Below are 17761 nucleotides of genomic sequence, written 5' to 3'. Positions count from 1 at the left end.
ATTACTTTTCAGGGTTTTCGATAAGGTTAATAATCTCTTTTAATTCATCAGCACTTATCTTTTTATCCTTCGCAAAAAACGCAACCAATTCTTTATAAGAACTTTGAAAGTAATTATTTACAAAACCACTCATAAAGCGTTTTTTATAGTCCACCTCTTTCACTTTTGCACCGTATCTGTTGGCATTGGCAAACTTTTCACTGGCAAGGTAACCTTTACGCTCCAGGTTTTTTATTGTTGATGCAAGTGTGGTATATGGTGGTTTTGGTTCTGGCAATACATCCATAAAATCCTTTATAAAGCCTTTTCCTATTTGCCAAACGGCAAGCATTGCTTCTTCTTCCTGCAAAGTTAATTTCTCCATTATATTACGAATATATCGTAAACATACGAAATTCTCTTAAAAAGAAAAAGACTTTATCAAAATACTCATATCGAGCACTTTAATAAAGTCTTTTTTAAAATTACAAAAATGATTAAGAGAGTTATTTCCCAGTTCTTTTTTCTGCCTGATTTATAGTTTCTTCTATTACTTTACGCATTTGCATTGCAGCATCTAATAATTTAGGATTGCCATCGAAATCGCCATAAATAACAACATGTTTAGATTTTTCTTTATAGTTAAATTTCAAATCATAACGTGGTATTGCCATTGATTTAGCGCTTTTTACTCCAATAGTATCAGGAAAATTCCAAAGGCCCAATTCGTTTGCTTTACTATGAATGTAAAGAATGTCGTCACTTTTCAAGAAAACCGTCTTTTTAACTAAAGAATCACGATTATTTACGTACTGATAATGACCATCTTTAGAATTGTATTGATTTTCCAAAGTATCTTTTACGCCCCAGGTATATTGCATAGAAACAAAATCGGCCTTACGAAAAGGTGCATTTTGTATAATGGGTTTATAATAAATGTAACAGTAAATAATCATCGGAACGATGATTGAAAGCGCTAAAAATATCTTTTTTCCTTTATTTGACACTAGTTTTAATTATTGAATGAGTAAATTATTAATGTTATTTGCTGCAAAGATATTAACTTAAACTGAACCTTCTGGCTTAAGTTCTCCCTCCCATTTACTTACTACAGCTGTTGCAATACTGTTACCTACCACATTGGTTGCAGAACGGCCCATATCCAACAGTGGATCTATACCGATTAGCAAGGCTAATCCTGCTTCAGGAATATTAAATGAAGCAATGGTACCTGCAATAACCACAAGTGATGCACGTGGCACACCTGCGATACCTTTACTGGTTAACATTAAAATAAGTAGCATAGAAATTTGCTGCTCAAAGCTTAAATGGATACCGTAAGCTTGTGCTATAAACAAGGAGGCGAAAGTCATGTACATCATTGATCCATCAAGGTTAAATGAATAACCTAAAGGCAATACAAAACTTACAATTTTATCTTTACAACCGAAACGCTCTAAAAGCATCATTGTTTTTGGATAAGCGGCCTCGCTACTGGCGGTACTAAAAGCCAAAATAGCAGGTTCTTTCATATCGCTAACTAAACCGAAAATTCGTTTTTTAAGTACAAGGAAGCCTAAGAAAATTAGAACACCCCAAAGAATGGCTAATCCTAAATAAAATTCTCCTATAAAAATTGCATATGTATTTAACACATTTAATCCTTGCTTAGCTATAATTGCCGTCATGGCGCCAAAAACAGCTAATGGAGCAAAGTTCATTACATAGCCAGTCATTTTTAAAATAACATGTGCAATGGCATCAAAAGCTTTAATAACAATGGCTCCAGCGGGACCAATTGCTGCTGTAGCTACTCCAAAAAACAAAGAGAATACAACGATTTGCAAAATTTCATTGTTGGCCATGGATTCGGCAATACTTTTAGGAAACACGTGTGCAATAAAATCTTTAACACTAACTGCAGCTTTTTGGATTCCAGTATTGACTAAATGATCTGGAAGTGGCAACTTCATGTGTCTACCTGGCTCAAACCAGTTTACTAAAATCATTCCTAAAACCAACGACATTAAGGACATAGCCAAGAACCAGCCTAAAGTTTTAACGCCTATTCTGCCCACGGCTTTTATATCACCTACTTTTGCTACACCTACAACCAAAGTTGTAAATACCAATGGGGCAACGATCATTTTAATCAAACGAAGAAAAATATCACTTAAAAGCGTAAAATATTCAAGCTTTTTTTCGCGGATTTCTTCATTATCCTTTTTAATTTTTGCGGTTGCCTTTCTTTCTGCTTTCAGTTGTGCAAACTGCGTGGTTGTTGTATCGGTAGTTTTAGCGATACTAACTTCTATATTTTTAACTTTTGCATCTGCCGTCAGGATATTCTGGTTATAAACATCAATAGAATTAACATTAAGAATATAGCCCAATGCAATACCCGCAACCAATGCAATAAAAATAAATAACGTGAGTTTGTTTTTCTTCATTAATAAAATAGTATTTGGCTTTTTTAATTTGGTAAAACTACGATATTTACGCCGTGTAACAAATTTTGATTTATGCAGCCGTTCAAATCGAACTAAATTTTTACTCAGGCTGTAACAAAATGGCTTACATACCATCTAAAAAGCAATTATCATCCCTTAAATGGAACAAAAAGACAAGTTATTTAAGCAAATCTTCGATTCGAATTCCAAAAAGATATTCCATTTATGTTATGGTTATACAGGCGATACTGATGCTGCAAACGATCTTCTTCAAGAAACATTTTTAAAAGTTTGGCAAAATCTGGATAAATTCAGAAACAAATCTTTAATATCTACCTGGATTTATAGAATTGCAGTAAATACCTGTTTAACTTACCTCCGATCTGAAAAAAGACAGGCGAAGGATGAATTAACTGATAATATCATTGAGAATAAAATAGAAGAGTTTTCAGAGAAAAATGAGCAGGTTGCCCTTCTTTACAAATGTATTTCTAAACTAGAAGAAAATGATCGTTTAATTATTACCATGGTACTTGATGAATTACCATACCATGAAATTGCAGATATCTCAGGGATTAGCGAGGGCAATTTAAGGGTTAAAATTCATCGCATTAAACAAAAATTAACAGAACTATATAGCCAGTATGCAAGCGTTTGATCAAATACAGGAGTTGTGGCAAAAGCACGAGGTAGAAGTTAAGTTTTCTGCTGATGAAATGCTGCAACAAGCTAAAAAAGAGGTAAATGGTTTAAAGTTAAAATCTGCTTTGAACATTTTGGGGATGCTGGTATCTTTTATTGCCATTGCTGCGCTGTGGATTTTTATGCACTTTGAATCATGGACTACACACGTTGGTATTAGCATTATTATAGCGGCTATTGCAGTTTACACTTTAATTCTTTATCGGGATTACCGTTTAATTGCCAAAAATGATTTTACTGCTCATCCGCAGGAGTACTTAAACAACTTAAAAACCTATCAATTAAATAGATACAAACTTTACAATTCTCTTTATTGGTTTTATGCCATTGCTTTATCTTTAGGAATAATCTTCTATTTTGTGGAGATTTTTGATTATTTAAATGTGCTTCAAAAAGTTGTAGCCATGGCATTAACCTTTTCATGGATGGTATTTTGCTCAACAATTTTAAGAAAAGCAGTAATTAAAAGAGAGAAAGAAAGAATTGCATTGTTAATAGAAAAGTTTGAGCGCATTAGCGGTCAGATTTCTACACCTGAATAATTTCGGCATGGTTTTTTCATTGTAGAAAATCAATGAAAAAACTATTTGCCGCACTTCTTATTTTTGCTTTTCCATTTGTTTCGCTTTGCCAGAGTTTTACTAAACCTGTACAGCTTAATTGGGAAGAGTATTTTAAAGGTAAACCCGAACCTGGCTCGCCTTTTTATGCACTCACCGCAATGACGTGGCGCTATAGCTACGAATCTACCGTTTACAGAAATAAAGTGACCATTAAACTTAAAAACGAAATAAGTATTGATAAAAGCAGATCATGGGTAAGGTGGGATAAAATAAAAAATGAGGATATTAGAAATAGTCTGCTTCACCATGAGCAAGGTCATGTAAACATTCAATTTATCTTACTAAAAGAAGCTGATCGAGTTTTAAAGGGAAGGACTTATTCTGTTCAAAATTATAAAGCAGAAATATCTGAACTTGCTAATAGCATAAGCAATTTTTACGATACGATGCAAAGAAATTATGACGAGGAAACCGAGCATGGAAGCAATCATAAAATGCAGGCACGCTGGGATGATATTATTCAAGAAAAAATGGAAGAAGCCATTGCCAATCAATAAATCAGAATATTTATTTAAAGCAAATAGTTAATTTTCTACAAAATACCTCAGAATAGAAAACATAGACCGTATTTTCTGAAATTCTGTAGATTATGGAAAGTAATTTGTTCTTAGTTAAAAAGCTTAGGAATAAAAATTAGCCCACCAACCAATAAGGCTAATATTGCTGAAACTAAAACGGCAGCAGCGGCTAAATCTTTCACAATTTTAATTTTGGGATGCCTTTCAATTGTAACTACATCGGCTAACTTCTCAATAGCTGTATTTAGAATTTCAGCGATAAATACAGCAGCAATTACCGCTAAAATGGCAATCCATTCAAACGTAGAAAGGTGAAGGCAAAAAGATAAGCCAACTGCAATAATGGCTGCAACCAAATGAATACGACCATTATGTTCTGAAATAAAAAATAGTTTTAAGCCATTAAAAGCGTAGATAAAACTCTTAATTCTATCCTTAACAGAAAATGGCTTATTATTCATTTAGCAAAAATAAAGTATTTAAAGTGTTAGTTAACTTTTTCTTTCACTTCTGTGGTTGAAAAACTATTCCCACTTAATTTGTACTGATAGGTTTTAATAATCTTTTTTGTACTATCAGCGCTATCCGTAACGGGAAATGACCTGAATAAATCACCATTTTTAATGAAAAATTTATCATCTCCAGCATAACCTTTCTTTTGATTTGAGTTTAAGGATGGAAAAGAAATTTTATTAAAATCGCCACCAGCGTATTCATACACATTAAGGTCTGACGCATTTTTTTTGCTCAAAAGCTGAACATAAAACTCAGGATTGCCATCATTATCCAAATCCATATTCCAGAAATCGGTTATAATTCCTTTTCTTTCTGCAGCAAGTGATTTATAATTATTTTTTACAGAATCTGACATTAATATTTGGTAACCTCCAATCGAATCCACTCCTTTTCCCCAACTTATAATTTCAAAGTTTAAGCCGGGTTTTACTTCAATATCCTTATAAAATTTAAATGGACTTTTAACGGTTTGGCTGATTTCGGTTTTAACTTCTTTTGCAGACTCTGTTTGGGTGCATGAAAAACAAAACAGCACCCCTGCTATAAGCAAAAGATGCTGTAAAGTATATTTTTTATAATTCATCATTTAGTGCGTTTGTTTGCACCAAAGTAAGAATTTTAGCCTTTTAAAGCAAAGATTTTTTATTTCTTGGCTTCTGCTTTTGCTTCAGGTGCTCCATTGTTTAAAACAGTTTCTGTAACAACGCTTCTTTTTCCACTTGGAACAATTACAATTGTTTTTAGTGTTCTTTTTTCACCTTGTGGAACTGTTATTTTAATCGGCGCTTGGTAAAGGATAGCATTTTCTGATGGTCTTGATTCATCAATTGAATAGTAAATTTTAGCGCCTTTAACCGGAACTTTCAAATCAAATGTAAAATCACCGCCAGTTAAAGGTTTATCACTCTGACCGATTGGAGTTGGTACCCAAAAATTAATGTCCATTTTATCTAAACGGGCTAAATGAACTGGTAAACGATCTTCCTGGAAATTTTTTAAATCTTTACGGGCAACGGGCGTCCATGCAATTTCGGCCAAAGCCAACAACCTAGGGAAAGCATGGTTTTCTACTTTTGCTGTTGTTCTAATATATTCAGACCATAAGTTTGCTTGTACACCGGTAACATATTTAGCTTGCTCTGGTGTTAAAACTTTAGGAACTGGATCATAAGCATAAATTTTTGTATATGGAGCTAAACCACCAATTGTTACAGGTTCATCAGGCGAATTTGATTGTTTATGATCGATATATAAACCCATTGAACCAGGTGTCATAATTACATCGTGGTTTTGTTGTGCTGCTGCAATGCCACCTTCTTCGCCTCTCCAGCTCATTACTGTAGCATTTGGAGCTAAACCGCCTTCTAAAATCTCATCCCAACCAATAATTGAACGACCTTTGCTATTGATGTATTTTTCTATTGTGCTAATGAAATAACTTTGAAGTTCATGCTCATCTTTCAAGCCTTTTTCCTTCATTAAATTTTGACAGAAAGGAGATTCTTTCCAGTACGTTTTAGGACATTCATCGCCACCAATGTGAATATATTTTGAAGGGAAAATAGCAATAACTTCATCCAAAACATTCTCTAAAAAGGTAAAAGTATTCTGGCTCGGTACAAAAACATCGTCAAAAACACCCCAAGTTTGTTGTACTTGCTTACCTTTTCTACTGCCAGACCACGGCGTATTATTAGCAACATAAGTATCACGATCCGGGAAGCAGCTTAATTCAGGATAAGCGGCAATTGCTGCAGAAGCGTGCCCTGGCAATTCAATTTCAGGAATTACGGTGATGTATTTGCTTGCTGCATATTTAACAACCTCTCTAGCTTCATCTTGAGTATAAAAACCTTTAACGGTACCAAAATCATTTCCAATTCCTGGATGATGGCCTATAATCGTTCCATTTCTTGATGAACCATTTGCGGTTAATTTAGGATATTTTTTAATTTCTAATCTCCAGCCCTGATCATCAGTTAAGTGCCAATGAAAAGTATTTATTTTGTAGTAAGCCAGTTGATCTATATATTTTTTAATGAATGATACAGGAAAAAAGTTTCTCGAAACATCAAGCATAGTTCCGCGATATTTGAAACGGGGAAAATCATTAATATCAACTGAAGGAATTGTTATTTTATCGGCTACTTTATCTGGCATCATTTGCATTGCAGATTCTACAGCGTAAAATAAACCTGCACCCTTTCCGGTTAAAATAATTTGTGTTGGTGTAACTTTAATTGTATAACCCTCTGCAGGTAATTTATCAGCACCGGTTGAAGTAACTAAAATTGATTTTTGCTTTGGCTGTACAGATTTTGCTTCTCTTAAAGCATAACCAGCTTTAGTAACAATAAAAGCATTTAATAAATCAGCCATTTTTGCGCCATCAGGACCTTCGTTAATCAATACTACAGTTTTATCGAGCACAAAGTTTCCAGTATTCTTAGTAATAGAAAATGGTGCAGGAATAATGCCGAGATTAGGATCGTTTTGCGCAAAGGCTGATGTGCTGAGTAGGGCACAAAATAGAACTGAATAAATTTTGTTCATGGTTAGAAATGTGTGTTTTACGGTTTAAATTACCTCTAATATAAAGATAAAGCAAATAGTACTATTACCACATTTTTGTTACCAAATTAATCAAACGTTTGCGTGAAGCTTATTTGCTTATATTATTTAATAGTTTGCTTTTTAAGTTTAAATACTTTTGAAAAAAATAAAATAAGCAAAAAAAAAGGCTTTCTGAAATATCAGAAAGCCTTGTAAATATTATAAAAATATAGAATTAAGCTTCTACCGGATGTTCTTTTGCTGCCAAAAAGCGTTCGGCATCAAGTGCAGCCATACAACCAGAACCTGCAGCAGTTACCGCTTGTCTGTAATACATATCCTGCACATCTCCACAAGCAAAAACGCCTTCAATATTTGTTAATGTTGATCCTGGTTTTGTTAAAAGGTAGCCAGTTTCATCCATATCCAATTGTCCTTTAAAAATATCGGTATTAGGCTTATGTCCAATTGCTACGAAGAAACCTTCAACAGGAATATCAGTTTCTACACCTGTTTTATTGTTTAACACTTTAACAGCGGTAACATTTTTACCATTACCCAAAATTTCCTGAGTTTCGGTGTTGTAATGCACTTCGATATTTGGAGTAGCCAACACACGGCTCACCATAGCTTTAGAAGCTCTAAATTCATCTCTACGCACTAATAAATGAACTTTACTACAAAGTTTTGCTAAATAGGTTGCTTCTTCCGCAGCGGTATCCCCTGCGCCAACAATTGCTACATCTTGTCCTTTAAAGAAAAAGCCATCGCAAACTGCACAAGCTGAAACTCCGAAACCATTATATTGTTGCTCACTTGGTAAGCCTAACCATTTGGCTGTTGCACCTGTTGCAATAATAACGGTATCAGCAGTGATGGTTTTAATTTCATCAACTACAACTTTATGAGGTGTTGATGAAAAATCTACTGAACTCACATAACCAAAGCGGATATCAGTACCAAAACGTTCTGCTTGTTTTCTAAAATCCTCCATCATTTCGGGCCCCATTATTCCTTGTGGGTAACCTGGAAAATTCTCAACATCAGTAGTTTGCGTTAACTGACCACCAGCTTGCATGCCGGTATACATAATTGGTTTTAAATCTGCTCTGGCAGCATAAATTGCTGCAGTATAACCTGCAGGACCAGAACCTATAATTAAACACTGAACGTGCTCGTTTTCTTGTGACATTATATTTGTGTATTGAAATGTATAACCTAAATACAAAGATAATTCTTTAAATAATTATGGACAACACCGCATTGTCAACATAGTTTACTTATTAACATTACATTAATAGTAACAGCTAAATTCCTTTATTCGCCTTAATTACTCTAATTACGTTTCCGCCCAATATTTTATTGATATCTTTTTCATTATAACCGCTTTTAATTAGTTCTGCTGTAATTTTAGGGTAATCGGCTACGCTATTTAAACCTAATGGAAAAGATCCCGCTCCATCAAAATCGGCGCCTAAACCAACATGATCTATTCCTGCTAATTTTACGATGTAGTTAATGTGTTTGATTAATAATGAAATTGGTGGTCTCCATGCTTCCAAATCTGCCTGATGATTTGATAGTAAAGAATCTAACGCCGCAGTTTTACCATATTTATCTGCGAGTATTTTCAATTCTCCATCATACTTTTTAAAAAAAGCAATTTGTTTGGCATCGTAAGTAGAATCAAGAAAACCACTATAAAAATTAAGGCATATTACGCCATTATTTTTGGCTACAGCTTTAATTTGATCGTCTTTCAAATTTCTAGGAACTGGATTTAATGCATATGCACAGCTGTGCGAAACTATAACTGGCTTTGATGAAATTTTAATGGCATCATAAAAAGTCTTTTCTCCAACATGAGATAAATCAACCATCACCCCTAACTTATTTAGTCGTTTAACCACCTCACGTCCAAAACTGTTTAAACCTGCATTTTCTGGTTTAACCTTTCCCGAAGTTTCTTCTGCTGCTGAGCTTGACCAAGGTGTGCTATTATTCCACGTTAGTGTAAGATAAGCCATGCCCCTTTTGGCTAAGCTATCAATATAATCCAGTCTATTGTTAATCATATGGCCGCCTTCTACACCAATCATCGCTGCAAGCTTATTATTTTTAACCGCTTGCTCCAACTCGGCACCAGTTTTAACCAATTGTATTCTTTCTGGGTAACGTTTAATAAGACTGTACAGAGAATCAATTTCTCGATTTGCGTAATTATAATCTCCAGTTTCATCGCACCAGATGGAAAAAAACTGTACATCTAAACCTCCTTGTTTTGCCCTAACCAGATCAAAGTTTCCTTTGGACTGCAGTTTGCCAATATCAAAACCAGTTTTAAGGGCGGCATAAAAAACATCGCCATGGGTATCGATAACAATTGCCTTTTGATGAATATCTTGTGCTGATTGCGCAGAAGCACAAAAATTAAGAAAGAGAAATAATAGGAAGAAGTTAAAGGTTTTCATAAAATGAATTTAAGCATTTACCCTTAATTTATAGGAAAATGCTTAAATTTTTGTATAAAATTATGCTGGACTCTGGCTGGTTTAACTATTGATTTACACCTGCATTGAGCAACCAATCGGCTTGCGATCTTGCTGATCCGTTTATTAATGTTTTTGAAGCTATTTTTTCTTGTGCGCTTTTAATTGAACTGCTAATCATGTTATGTTCAATCATTTCATCTTCTTTTAAACCCATTTTCCGCATCAAATCTACAATGCGATCACCGCCAAATAATTGAAAAATAGGTTCAGATAGTGAAGACAAAACCGTTATTTCATCTTTACCAAACTCTGTGGCTATTCTTTGTTCCTCGCTAGATAATGGATGATGCTCCACAAAAAGAAATTCTTTATTTGCTTGGGATGAACTTAAATAATCTGCCAAATACACTTGCTGTTCCACATTATTTTTCTGGAAATAAGCTTGTAAAGCACTCTTAGTTTCGTCAAACCAGGCAATAAATATAATGTTCTGGTTGTTTTTGCTAAACTCTACACAGGCATGAAATTTGGCTTCATCTGAGATCCAAATTTTATCAACAACTTTTACGCCTTTATCTTTTTTGCTGAATAGTCCGAACATATTTAAAAATATATAACTAATTAATTTGTATTAAGTTTGAATAACCCCCACACTAAATTGTTTTTTAATTGGCGATTGATTAGCTGCTTCAATCCCCATTGATATTACTTTACGGGTTTCTAAAGGATCAATAATACCATCAACCCAAAGCCTTGATGCGGCATAATATGGCGTAGTTTGACTGTTATATCGATCAGTAATTTCCTTGAGCAATTCATCTTTTTTCTCAGGAGTAATTACTTCTCCTTTTGCTTTTAAAGAAGCCTCCTGAATTTGCAGAAGGGTTTTTGCAGCCTGAGAGCCTCCCATAACAGCAATTTTTGCAGTAGGCCAAGCATAAATTAAGCGTGGATCGTACGCTTTACCACACATGGCGTAATTGCCAGCTCCATAAGAGTTACCAACCACAATTGTAAACTTTGGAACAACAGAATTAGCAACGGCATTAACCATTTTAGCGCCATCTTTAATAATGCCACCATGTTCTGATCTACTGCCAACCATGAAACCCGTTACATCTTGCAAAAACACCAAAGGAATTTTCTTTTGATTACAATTCATAATAAAACGAGCAGCTTTATCAGCACTATCCGAGTAAATTACCCCGCCAAATTGCATTTCACCCTTTTTTGATTTTACAACCTTACGCTGATTAGCTACAATACCAACTGCCCAGCCATCAATACGGCCTAATCCACAAATAATACTTTGACCGTAACCTTGTTTATATTCTTCAAATTCAGAACCATCAACAATACGATTGATAATATCCATCATATCGTAAGGTTTCTCTCTATTTTCAGGAAATAAGCCATACAACTCCTTTTCATTTTCTTTGGGAGGTGCAGGTTTGATGCGATCAAAGCCTGCATCCTGGGGTTTACCAAGCATACTCATAATATTACGGATGCTATCCAGACAAGCCTGATCGTTTGGGTGCTTATAATCGGTTACACCCGAAATTTCGCAATGCGTAGTAGCACCACCAAGTGTTTCATTATCTACATCTTCGCCTATAGCTGATTTTACCAGATAAGAACCTGCTAAAAAAACTGAGCCCGTTCCAGCTACAATCATCGCTTCATCGCTCATAATTGGTAAATATGCTCCACCAGCAACGCAAGCTCCCATGATTGCAGAAATTTGAACAATACCTTCTGAAGACATTATTGCATTGTTTCTGAACATTCTTCCAAAGTGCTCTTTATCTGGAAAAATTTCGTCCTGCATAGGCAAGTAAACACCTGCACTATCTACCAGATAAATTACAGGTAAGCGGTTTTCCATTGCAATTTCTTGTGCCCGCAGATTCTTTTTAGCCGTCATAGGAAACCACGCTCCAGCCTTTACGGTCGCATCATTGGCAACAATCATACATTGTCTGCCGCTAACGTAGCCAATGCCGCAAACCACGCCTGCAGATGGGCAACCACCCTGCTCTTTATACATACCATCGGCAGTAAAAGCCCCAACTTCTAAAAATTCAGAGTCTTTATCAATAAGATATTCAATTCGCTCTCTGGCAAGTAATTTGCCCTTTTCTTTTTGTTTAGCAGCATTTTTTTCGCCACCACCTAAATATATTTTTTTAAGCTTGGTTTTAAGTTCGTAAACCAACTGCTTATTTACATCTTCATTTTTGTTGAATTCGATATCCATGGTGGCAATTTAAATTTAATTTTATAAAAATCGTATTGACCATTTTGGTTTCCGGTCTACCAAATACTGGGTAATCATTTTGTTATTTCAAAAATGCCAATCCATTACGTTTGTATTTACATTTAAAACAATATTTTTGATAAATCTTTCATAAAAAATATAAAAACTAAGTATGCAAATATTTGTAAATACGGTGGCTGAATATATCAACAGTATTCCGGAAGAACGGAAAGAAGCGATTTCAAAACTTCGCAATTGCGTAGTGGAAAATTTGCCTAAAGGTTTTGATGAAAGAATAATTTACGGTATGATTGGCTACGTGGTGCCACACAGCTTATACCCAGCTGGTTACCATTGTACACCTGAGCAACCGCTTCCTTTTATGAATATTGCGTCTCAAAAGAATTTTATTGCGGTTTATCACATGGGCCTTTATTCTTTTCCTGATTTATTAGAATGGTTTAAAACTGAATTCCCTAAGCATAGCAAATTCAAATTAGACATGGGAAAAGGCTGTGTTAGGTTCAAAAAAATTGACGCTATTCCTTATGAACTGATTGCAGAATTATCGACTAAAGTTAGTCCGCAGCAATGGATTAGCCAGTATGAAAAAATGAAGGATAGCCGAAAATAACGAGTTTAACCTTATAACAAACTTCTATTTATAAACCTTTCCGTTAATCTTAATCTCCTTCCAATTATCCGCCCAACCCTTACCTTTTATATATTTTTCGGTGTGTTTGCTTCCTTTTAAGTTTGGATGATAAACCATATCGAACTCAAAAACCATATCGGAATCTGTTTTACTGAGCACTTTTACTTGATAATCATTTTCGGTTTTATCGTTTAAAGTATAAAAAATATCGCCAGGTTTGGCATTAAAGTCGGCTTTAACATATACTTTTTTTGGATCGTCGGTATAACTTTCTACTAACCTATTTTGTTCATCAATACGATAATAATTTGTACTGGTTGCATCGCCTCCTACTAAAGAATAAAATTTATAATAAAGTTTACCGTCAATCTGTGTTGTATCTTGTATTTCGGTATATGAAGTGGGAGACATTTTCCAGTAATTCCCTATTTGCATTGGAAAAAAGGAATTAGAAGGATTTTTATCTGTTGCCATTTTATTTTTACAGGATGAGGACATTAAAACCACGATTGCAATAGCTGCTGCAACAATATGGAGCGTAGTAATTTTTAGATTTTTCATAACGAGATTGGTTAGACTTTATTTTAAAACGTAGAAATTAACTTAAACGCTACAAGCACAACACCGTGTTGCACTTAAAGTTTGAATCACAAGGTTTTATATAGGCACAAAAAAGCAGAAAACTAATTATAGCCTAAATGACTTTAATTAATTTTCTGCTTATTCTAAGGTTTTGAATCTAATACTATGAAATGAAGTGGTATAAGAACACAACCTCTCCGTTGAAGGCAGGCTTTTTTTGGTCTTCAATTTCCATTTCAATTCCCATGTTAACCTTTGTTACGCCACGTAAATTAATAATTGAAGCCAGTTTTGCTCTTAATCTAATCCTACTGTTAACGGTTACGGCTTGGGCAAATCTTAAATTTTCTATTCCGTAATTAATTTCCATTTTCAGGTTACGAATATCTACAATTTCCTTCCATAAATAAGGAATTAACGACAAGGTTAAATAACCATGTGCAATTGTAGATTTAAATGGTCCTTCATTTTGGGCACGTTCCTCATCAACATGTATCCATTGATGATCTAATGTGGCATCGGCGAATTTATTAATCTGCTCCTGGGTAATGGTATGCCATGAAGAAAGGCCTAATTCCTTGCCAAGGTATTGTTCAAATTCTGCGTGGTTTGAAATAATTTGCATTATATAAAGTTAAAGCGGTTTTAAAATTAATTGCTTTATGTATTGTTAATTGTGTTGTTTTCTGGTTAGATTAAATTTCTTTCTCTAAACCAAACCTCATCAGGCACGGCCGAAAAGTTATCCATTTTATCGATCAGTATTTCAGCATCCGCCTCATTAAAAACCAAATCTCTGTTGGCAGGCTTTAAAAATTTGCTTTGTACCATCATTTCCATTTGCGCAAATAAGGGATCATAAAATCCATTTACATTTAATACGCCAATAGGTTTGTTGTGCAGGCCAAGTTGTAACCAGGTTAATACTTCAAAAAATTCTTCAAGTGTACCAAAACCACCAGGTAAAATTATAAAGCCATCACTCAAATCGGCCATTTTTTGTTTACGTTGGTGCATATTTTCAGTAACAATCATTTCGGTTACACCTTTATGCCCTACTTCCTTATCCATCAAAAACTGAGGAATAACGCCGGTTACCAAACCGTTTAATTCTAAAACATCATTTGCTAAAACACCCATTACCCCAACACTACCACCACCATATACCAAACGGATATTTTGTTTAACCAGCGATTGCGCCAGTTGTTTGATCGCATTTCTTAGCGCTACATCGCCATTAAAGTTTGAGCCACAATATACACAAACTGATTTAAGCTTATTCATTAAGTCAAAATTTGATCGAAGTTAAGATTTTATCCCTTCTATATAAATTTTAATTCTGCACAAAACTGTTACAGATGTTATTTTGACGATTGAAAAGCAAAATGACAATATTTTATAAAACAAAAAGCGCCGAATAAATCGACGCCTTCTAACCAAATATAAAGAGAGAAAAAGATTAAAATGTGTAACGGAATGTGATGCCGTAAGTTCGTGGATCTCCTAGCGCACCTGCATATAAGCCAGAATTACCAGCAGCAGCCTGCAACTGTTCGTAATAATGGGTATTTGCAATGTTTCTACTCCAAACAAATGCAGAGAACTTATCAGATTTAAACCCTAAGCGGGCATTTAATAAAGAATAACCTGCAACATTTAAAACACTTGAAGGTGTTGGGTTTGACGAATATTGTGACCGATAGCTGGCATCACCAGCGATAAAATATCTTCCGCTTTTAGTTGCCAAACTACCAGGTGTGCTAAATTCTGCTCCACCAGAGATGTTCCATTTAGATATACCCGGCAATCTACCACCAGAAGCATCTTTAAATGCAACCTGTGTAGATACGCCATTAATAACCTCGGTATGGCCAGTTTCTTCTAGTGGTAAAGGTGCATTTGTAAATTTCACATACTTACCATTAAGATAAGCCAAGGCAGCATTTAAAGTTAAAAATCTTTCCAATTGATAAGTTCCATCAATCTCTAAACCCTTTACATTAACTTTTTCTGCATTGGCAAGATAACCCCTGTTTACACCTAATTGCGGCGATTGTACATTGGTTTGATAATCTTTAATATCAGTGTTAAAAGCGGTAACATTTAACAAGAAACCTTTGGCTGGCTTTGTTTTAACACCTAATTCGTAATGCTCCACATACTCTGGTTTTACTACGGCTAATGATAAATCTGCCGCTCCTGTAGATGTTGTTGGCAAACCGCCTACGTTAACGCCTACTGGTTTATAAGCTGTGGAGAAAGTTCCATAAACGTTTAACCTTTGATTAGGGCGGTAAGATACCGTTAAGTTACCCGAAAGATTATTATTGTTTGTGCTTGTAGTAAATTGTTGATTGCTATAAACAGCCGCTTTTAAACCAAGTAAAGTAGCATCTGTGGTTTGTAAACCGCCATAAGTTACTCTATTGTAATCAACATCTTTTTTATCATAAGTAAATCTTAAACCAGGTAAAACATGAAAATGTTCTAAAAACTCCCAGTCAACCTGCGCAAATACAGCAGCACTTAAAGATTTAATGGTCGAATTGGTTTTAATCCCGAAGCCATCCAACAAACCAGGTGTTGCATATAATGCCTGAGAGCCGGTGTTGCTTGTTTGCACAAATCTCCATTGATCTTTACCTACTTCTTCTGTTTGATCTAACCCTTTTAAGTTTTGCCCAAGCGCAAATACTCCAATTACACCGCTTAATTTTTCGGTTATGTTACCTGCGTATCTAACTTCTTGAGAATATTGATCGTGACGCGAATTTCCCTGAGATTTGGTTAACGCAGCTAGTTCAGAGAAATCCCTGTCGTTGGTTGGATCCCAATTCCAGAATCTCCACGCGGTTGTAGAGGTAAGCGTTCCATTACCAATTTTATAATCTACGTTTAAGGATATACCACCTATTGATTGATTGTGTCTCCACGGCGTATTTGTATTAATCTCCCTAGAAAATGGATCAATTTTTGGCTGCTGATAACCTAAATCGGAAACAATTTTTGAGTACTGGCGAAAAGCACTTCGTTCAGTATTGGTTACACCAGCAATTACTAATGGATAACCTGCAGGGTGCTGAATGCTTACATCGCCACTAAGTAATATTTGTAATTTATCTGATGGCGTGTAATATAACTGACCTTTAAAGCCTAAATTATTTTGTCCACTATATTTACGTTCCTCGCGTGTATTCCAAATAGTGCCATCCCTTTGGGTACCTGAGATTGAAACTTTTGCAGCAAGGTTTTTAGCCACTCCACCAGAAACCGATGTTTTAGCCTGGATAAAATTATAATTTCCAAAGCTCAGCTCTACCTTTGCCGATGGCGTTTGTGTAGGCTTTGTGGTTGTAATATTAAATGCCCCAGCTGTTGTATTTTTACCAAATAAGGTGCCTTGCGGACCTCTTATTACTTCTATTTGCTCAATATCAAGAAAATCTGTAGAGGTTGCAGCCGGACGGGCGTGATAAACACCATCCACATAAAAACCCACTCCTGGATCAATACCGTCATTTGTTAAACCAAAGGTAGAACCCAATCCCCTGATGTTAAGGGTTGTATTTCTTGCATTTGAAGCATAAAGCTGTACCGATGGCACCAATTCCTTTAAACGATTAACGTTAAAAGCACCAGCATTTTCTGCAGCTTGACCACCAATAACTGTAATTGGGATGGGTACATCCTGTAAAACTTCTGACCTTCTCCTTGAGGTGACCACAATCTCATCAAGAAGCGCATTTTCTACCAGAACAAACTCTGTTGGTGTATCCTGCAATTTTAAAATCTGAAAATCTTGTGGTTTATAGCCAACTGAGCTAACTTGAATATAAAATGGTGGCTCTTGCCTCGCATTAATTGTAAACACTCCGTTTTCATCTGCAACAGTAGAAATAGTAGTCCCTCTTACCTTTACGGTTGCATGTGGAATTGTTGTGCCATTAGTTGATTTTATTATACCCTTTATTGGAGTTTGAGCAAATAAATAAGTTGTAGATATAAGGAGAGAAAATAGAATTAGTAAACTTTTTTTCATGATTGTTTGATTTGTTTGGATTATTTTTTTGTTGGTTAATCACCCGTTCGTTTGAACGGAAATATTGATTTAAGTTGCATACAACAACAATTTTCGGTTTTTTGGAAAGTCTTCATAAATTATTATATAAAATCTATAGATTTAGTCGACAAATATATTAAAAAAAAGTATCTGCCAAATTTTATTTTGCTAAAATTATTTATTTGCCATTTACCTTGCCTATCATTTGGTTTCAAATTATATAGATGAAATGTTATACTATTTTAAAATCCATCAAATAGAGAATGAGCACGGGTAAAATATACTCAAAGAAAAAGCGGGGCTGTCATTTCTGACGCCCCGCTTCTATTTATTATAATAATTTTCCTTTAAAACTGCTTTACTCTTGCAAT

18 protein-coding genes are annotated in these 17761 nt (G+C 35.0%); 4 read left to right on the top strand and 14 right to left on the bottom strand.

The genetic code is table 11. The annotated features are described in order from the left end of the window. Window position 1: 1 nt before the first annotated feature. The 3 genes from EHC72_RS09225 to EHC72_RS09215 form a co-directional block, all read right to left on the bottom strand. A complete protein-coding gene (locus tag EHC72_RS09225) occupies window positions 2-364 on the bottom strand; it encodes a BlaI/MecI/CopY family transcriptional regulator (RefSeq protein WP_131537395.1) in 363 nt (120 codons plus the stop codon). A gap of 121 nt (window positions 365-485) precedes the next feature. After that, window positions 486-986, bottom strand: coding sequence for a hypothetical protein (locus EHC72_RS09220; RefSeq protein ID WP_131537394.1), 501 nt, complete (start codon window positions 984-986; stop codon window positions 486-488). Window positions 987-1043: 57 nt separating this feature from the next. Beyond that, a complete protein-coding gene (locus tag EHC72_RS09215) occupies window positions 1044-2429 on the bottom strand; it encodes a dicarboxylate/amino acid:cation symporter (protein WP_131537393.1) in 1386 nt (461 codons plus the stop codon). Between the two features lie 160 nt (window positions 2430-2589). Between EHC72_RS09215 and EHC72_RS09210 the strand changes: the two genes are divergently transcribed. From EHC72_RS09210 to EHC72_RS09200, 3 genes are read left to right on the top strand one after another with little or no spacing between them, the layout of a single operon-like run. Then, complete coding sequence (locus EHC72_RS09210) at window positions 2590-3087, top strand: RNA polymerase sigma factor (protein ID WP_131537392.1); 498 nt, start codon at window positions 2590-2592, stop codon at window positions 3085-3087. Continuing rightward, window positions 3074-3673, top strand: coding sequence for a hypothetical protein (locus EHC72_RS09205; protein ID WP_131537391.1), 600 nt, complete (start codon window positions 3074-3076; stop codon window positions 3671-3673). The genes EHC72_RS09210 and EHC72_RS09205 overlap by 14 nt, the downstream gene beginning before the upstream one ends. 32 nt (window positions 3674-3705) lie before the next feature. Continuing rightward, window positions 3706-4251 carry a DUF922 domain-containing protein gene (locus tag EHC72_RS09200; RefSeq protein ID WP_131537390.1) on the top strand — a complete coding sequence of 182 codons (546 nt, stop codon included), beginning with the start codon at window positions 3706-3708 and terminating at the stop codon, window positions 4249-4251. Window positions 4252-4361: 110 nt separating this feature from the next. Here EHC72_RS09200 and EHC72_RS09195 read toward each other — a convergent pair whose 3' ends face one another. The 7 genes from EHC72_RS09195 to EHC72_RS09165 form a co-directional block, all read right to left on the bottom strand. Then, window positions 4362-4733, bottom strand: a complete 372-nt coding sequence (locus EHC72_RS09195; protein ID WP_131537389.1) for a diacylglycerol kinase — start codon at window positions 4731-4733, stop codon at window positions 4362-4364. 26 nt (window positions 4734-4759) lie between these two features. Continuing rightward, window positions 4760-5374, bottom strand: coding sequence for a hypothetical protein (locus EHC72_RS09190; RefSeq protein ID WP_246029408.1), 615 nt, complete (start codon window positions 5372-5374; stop codon window positions 4760-4762). Window positions 5375-5430: 56 nt separating this feature from the next. Beyond that, a complete protein-coding gene (locus EHC72_RS09185; protein ID WP_131537388.1) occupies window positions 5431-7341 on the bottom strand; it encodes a beta-N-acetylhexosaminidase in 1911 nt (636 codons plus the stop codon). A gap of 235 nt (window positions 7342-7576) precedes the next feature. Beyond that, a complete protein-coding gene (gene trxB, locus EHC72_RS09180; RefSeq protein WP_131537387.1) occupies window positions 7577-8533 on the bottom strand; it encodes a thioredoxin-disulfide reductase in 957 nt (318 codons plus the stop codon). A 115-nt stretch (window positions 8534-8648) separates the two neighbouring features. Further along, a complete protein-coding gene (locus EHC72_RS09175; RefSeq protein ID WP_131537386.1) occupies window positions 8649-9812 on the bottom strand; it encodes a dipeptidase in 1164 nt (387 codons plus the stop codon). Window positions 9813-9897: 85 nt separating this feature from the next. Continuing rightward, complete coding sequence (locus EHC72_RS09170; RefSeq protein WP_131537385.1) at window positions 9898-10434, bottom strand: preprotein translocase subunit SecA; 537 nt, start codon at window positions 10432-10434, stop codon at window positions 9898-9900. Window positions 10435-10464: 30 nt separating this feature from the next. After that, entirely contained in the window at window positions 10465-12093 is a 1629-nt protein-coding gene (locus tag EHC72_RS09165; RefSeq protein WP_131537384.1) for an acyl-CoA carboxylase subunit beta, read from the bottom strand. A 172-nt stretch (window positions 12094-12265) separates the two neighbouring features. Here EHC72_RS09165 and EHC72_RS09160 point away from each other — a divergent pair, with 172 nt between their 5' ends. Beyond that, window positions 12266-12727: a DUF1801 domain-containing protein gene (locus EHC72_RS09160; protein ID WP_131537383.1), complete on the top strand. Its 462-nt coding sequence runs from the start codon at window positions 12266-12268 to the stop codon at window positions 12725-12727. Window positions 12728-12751: 24 nt separating this feature from the next. Here the strand turns inward: EHC72_RS09160 and EHC72_RS09155 are convergent, their stop codons facing one another. The 4 genes from EHC72_RS09155 to EHC72_RS09140 all read right to left on the bottom strand — a co-directional run bounded on the left by EHC72_RS09155 (window position 12752) and on the right by EHC72_RS09140 (window position 17369). Next, window positions 12752-13309 (bottom strand): hypothetical protein, encoded by a 558-nt coding sequence (locus EHC72_RS09155; RefSeq protein WP_131537382.1) that lies wholly within the window; start codon window positions 13307-13309, stop codon window positions 12752-12754. A 184-nt stretch (window positions 13310-13493) separates the two neighbouring features. Then, window positions 13494-13955: a MaoC family dehydratase gene (locus tag EHC72_RS09150; RefSeq protein ID WP_131537381.1), complete on the bottom strand. Its 462-nt coding sequence runs from the start codon at window positions 13953-13955 to the stop codon at window positions 13494-13496. Window positions 13956-14020: 65 nt separating this feature from the next. Continuing rightward, on the bottom strand, window positions 14021-14614 hold the full coding sequence (locus EHC72_RS09145; RefSeq protein ID WP_131537380.1) for an LOG family protein: 594 nt from the start codon (window positions 14612-14614) through the stop codon (window positions 14021-14023). A gap of 175 nt (window positions 14615-14789) precedes the next feature. Continuing rightward, complete coding sequence (locus EHC72_RS09140; RefSeq protein ID WP_131537379.1) at window positions 14790-17369, bottom strand: TonB-dependent receptor; 2580 nt, start codon at window positions 17367-17369, stop codon at window positions 14790-14792. Window positions 17370-17761: the final 392 nt, after the last annotated feature.

It is taken from the genome of Pedobacter nototheniae (assembly GCF_004335085.1).
GTDB classification, from domain to species: domain Bacteria; phylum Bacteroidota; class Bacteroidia; order Sphingobacteriales; family Sphingobacteriaceae; genus Pedobacter; species Pedobacter nototheniae.
The sequence above is the reverse complement of the archived record's forward strand: the minus strand, read 5'-3'. Positions and strand labels throughout refer to the sequence as shown.

What these genes read in the sequence shown, in the direction of transcription:
- EHC72_RS09225 (WP_131537395.1), bottom strand. Translation starts at nt 364, where the DNA reads ATGGAGAAATTAACTTTGCAGGAAGAAGAAGCAATGCTTGCCGTTTGG.
- EHC72_RS09215 (WP_131537393.1), bottom strand. Translation starts at nt 2,429, where the DNA reads ATGAAGAAAAACAAACTCACGTTATTTATTTTTATTGCATTGGTTGCG.
- EHC72_RS09210 (WP_131537392.1), top strand. Translation starts at nt 2,590, where the DNA reads ATGGAACAAAAAGACAAGTTATTTAAGCAAATCTTCGATTCGAATTCC.
- EHC72_RS09205 (WP_131537391.1), top strand. Translation starts at nt 3,074, where the DNA reads ATGCAAGCGTTTGATCAAATACAGGAGTTGTGGCAAAAGCACGAGGTA.
- EHC72_RS09200 (WP_131537390.1), top strand. Translation starts at nt 3,706, where the DNA reads ATGAAAAAACTATTTGCCGCACTTCTTATTTTTGCTTTTCCATTTGTT.
- EHC72_RS09195 (WP_131537389.1), bottom strand. Translation starts at nt 4,733, where the DNA reads ATGAATAATAAGCCATTTTCTGTTAAGGATAGAATTAAGAGTTTTATC.
- EHC72_RS09190 (WP_246029408.1), bottom strand. Translation starts at nt 5,374, where the DNA reads ATGATGAATTATAAAAAATATACTTTACAGCATCTTTTGCTTATAGCA.
- EHC72_RS09185 (WP_131537388.1), bottom strand. Translation starts at nt 7,341, where the DNA reads ATGAACAAAATTTATTCAGTTCTATTTTGTGCCCTACTCAGCACATCA.
- trxB (WP_131537387.1), bottom strand. Translation starts at nt 8,533, where the DNA reads ATGTCACAAGAAAACGAGCACGTTCAGTGTTTAATTATAGGTTCTGGT.
- EHC72_RS09175 (WP_131537386.1), bottom strand. Translation starts at nt 9,812, where the DNA reads ATGAAAACCTTTAACTTCTTCCTATTATTTCTCTTTCTTAATTTTTGT.
- EHC72_RS09170 (WP_131537385.1), bottom strand. Translation starts at nt 10,434, where the DNA reads ATGTTCGGACTATTCAGCAAAAAAGATAAAGGCGTAAAAGTTGTTGAT.
- EHC72_RS09165 (WP_131537384.1), bottom strand. Translation starts at nt 12,093, where the DNA reads ATGGATATCGAATTCAACAAAAATGAAGATGTAAATAAGCAGTTGGTT.
- EHC72_RS09160 (WP_131537383.1), top strand. Translation starts at nt 12,266, where the DNA reads ATGCAAATATTTGTAAATACGGTGGCTGAATATATCAACAGTATTCCG.
- EHC72_RS09155 (WP_131537382.1), bottom strand. Translation starts at nt 13,309, where the DNA reads ATGAAAAATCTAAAAATTACTACGCTCCATATTGTTGCAGCAGCTATT.
- EHC72_RS09150 (WP_131537381.1), bottom strand. Translation starts at nt 13,955, where the DNA reads ATGCAAATTATTTCAAACCACGCAGAATTTGAACAATACCTTGGCAAG.
- EHC72_RS09145 (WP_131537380.1), bottom strand. Translation starts at nt 14,614, where the DNA reads ATGAATAAGCTTAAATCAGTTTGTGTATATTGTGGCTCAAACTTTAAT.
- EHC72_RS09140 (WP_131537379.1), bottom strand. Translation starts at nt 17,369, where the DNA reads ATGAAAAAAAGTTTACTAATTCTATTTTCTCTCCTTATATCTACAACT.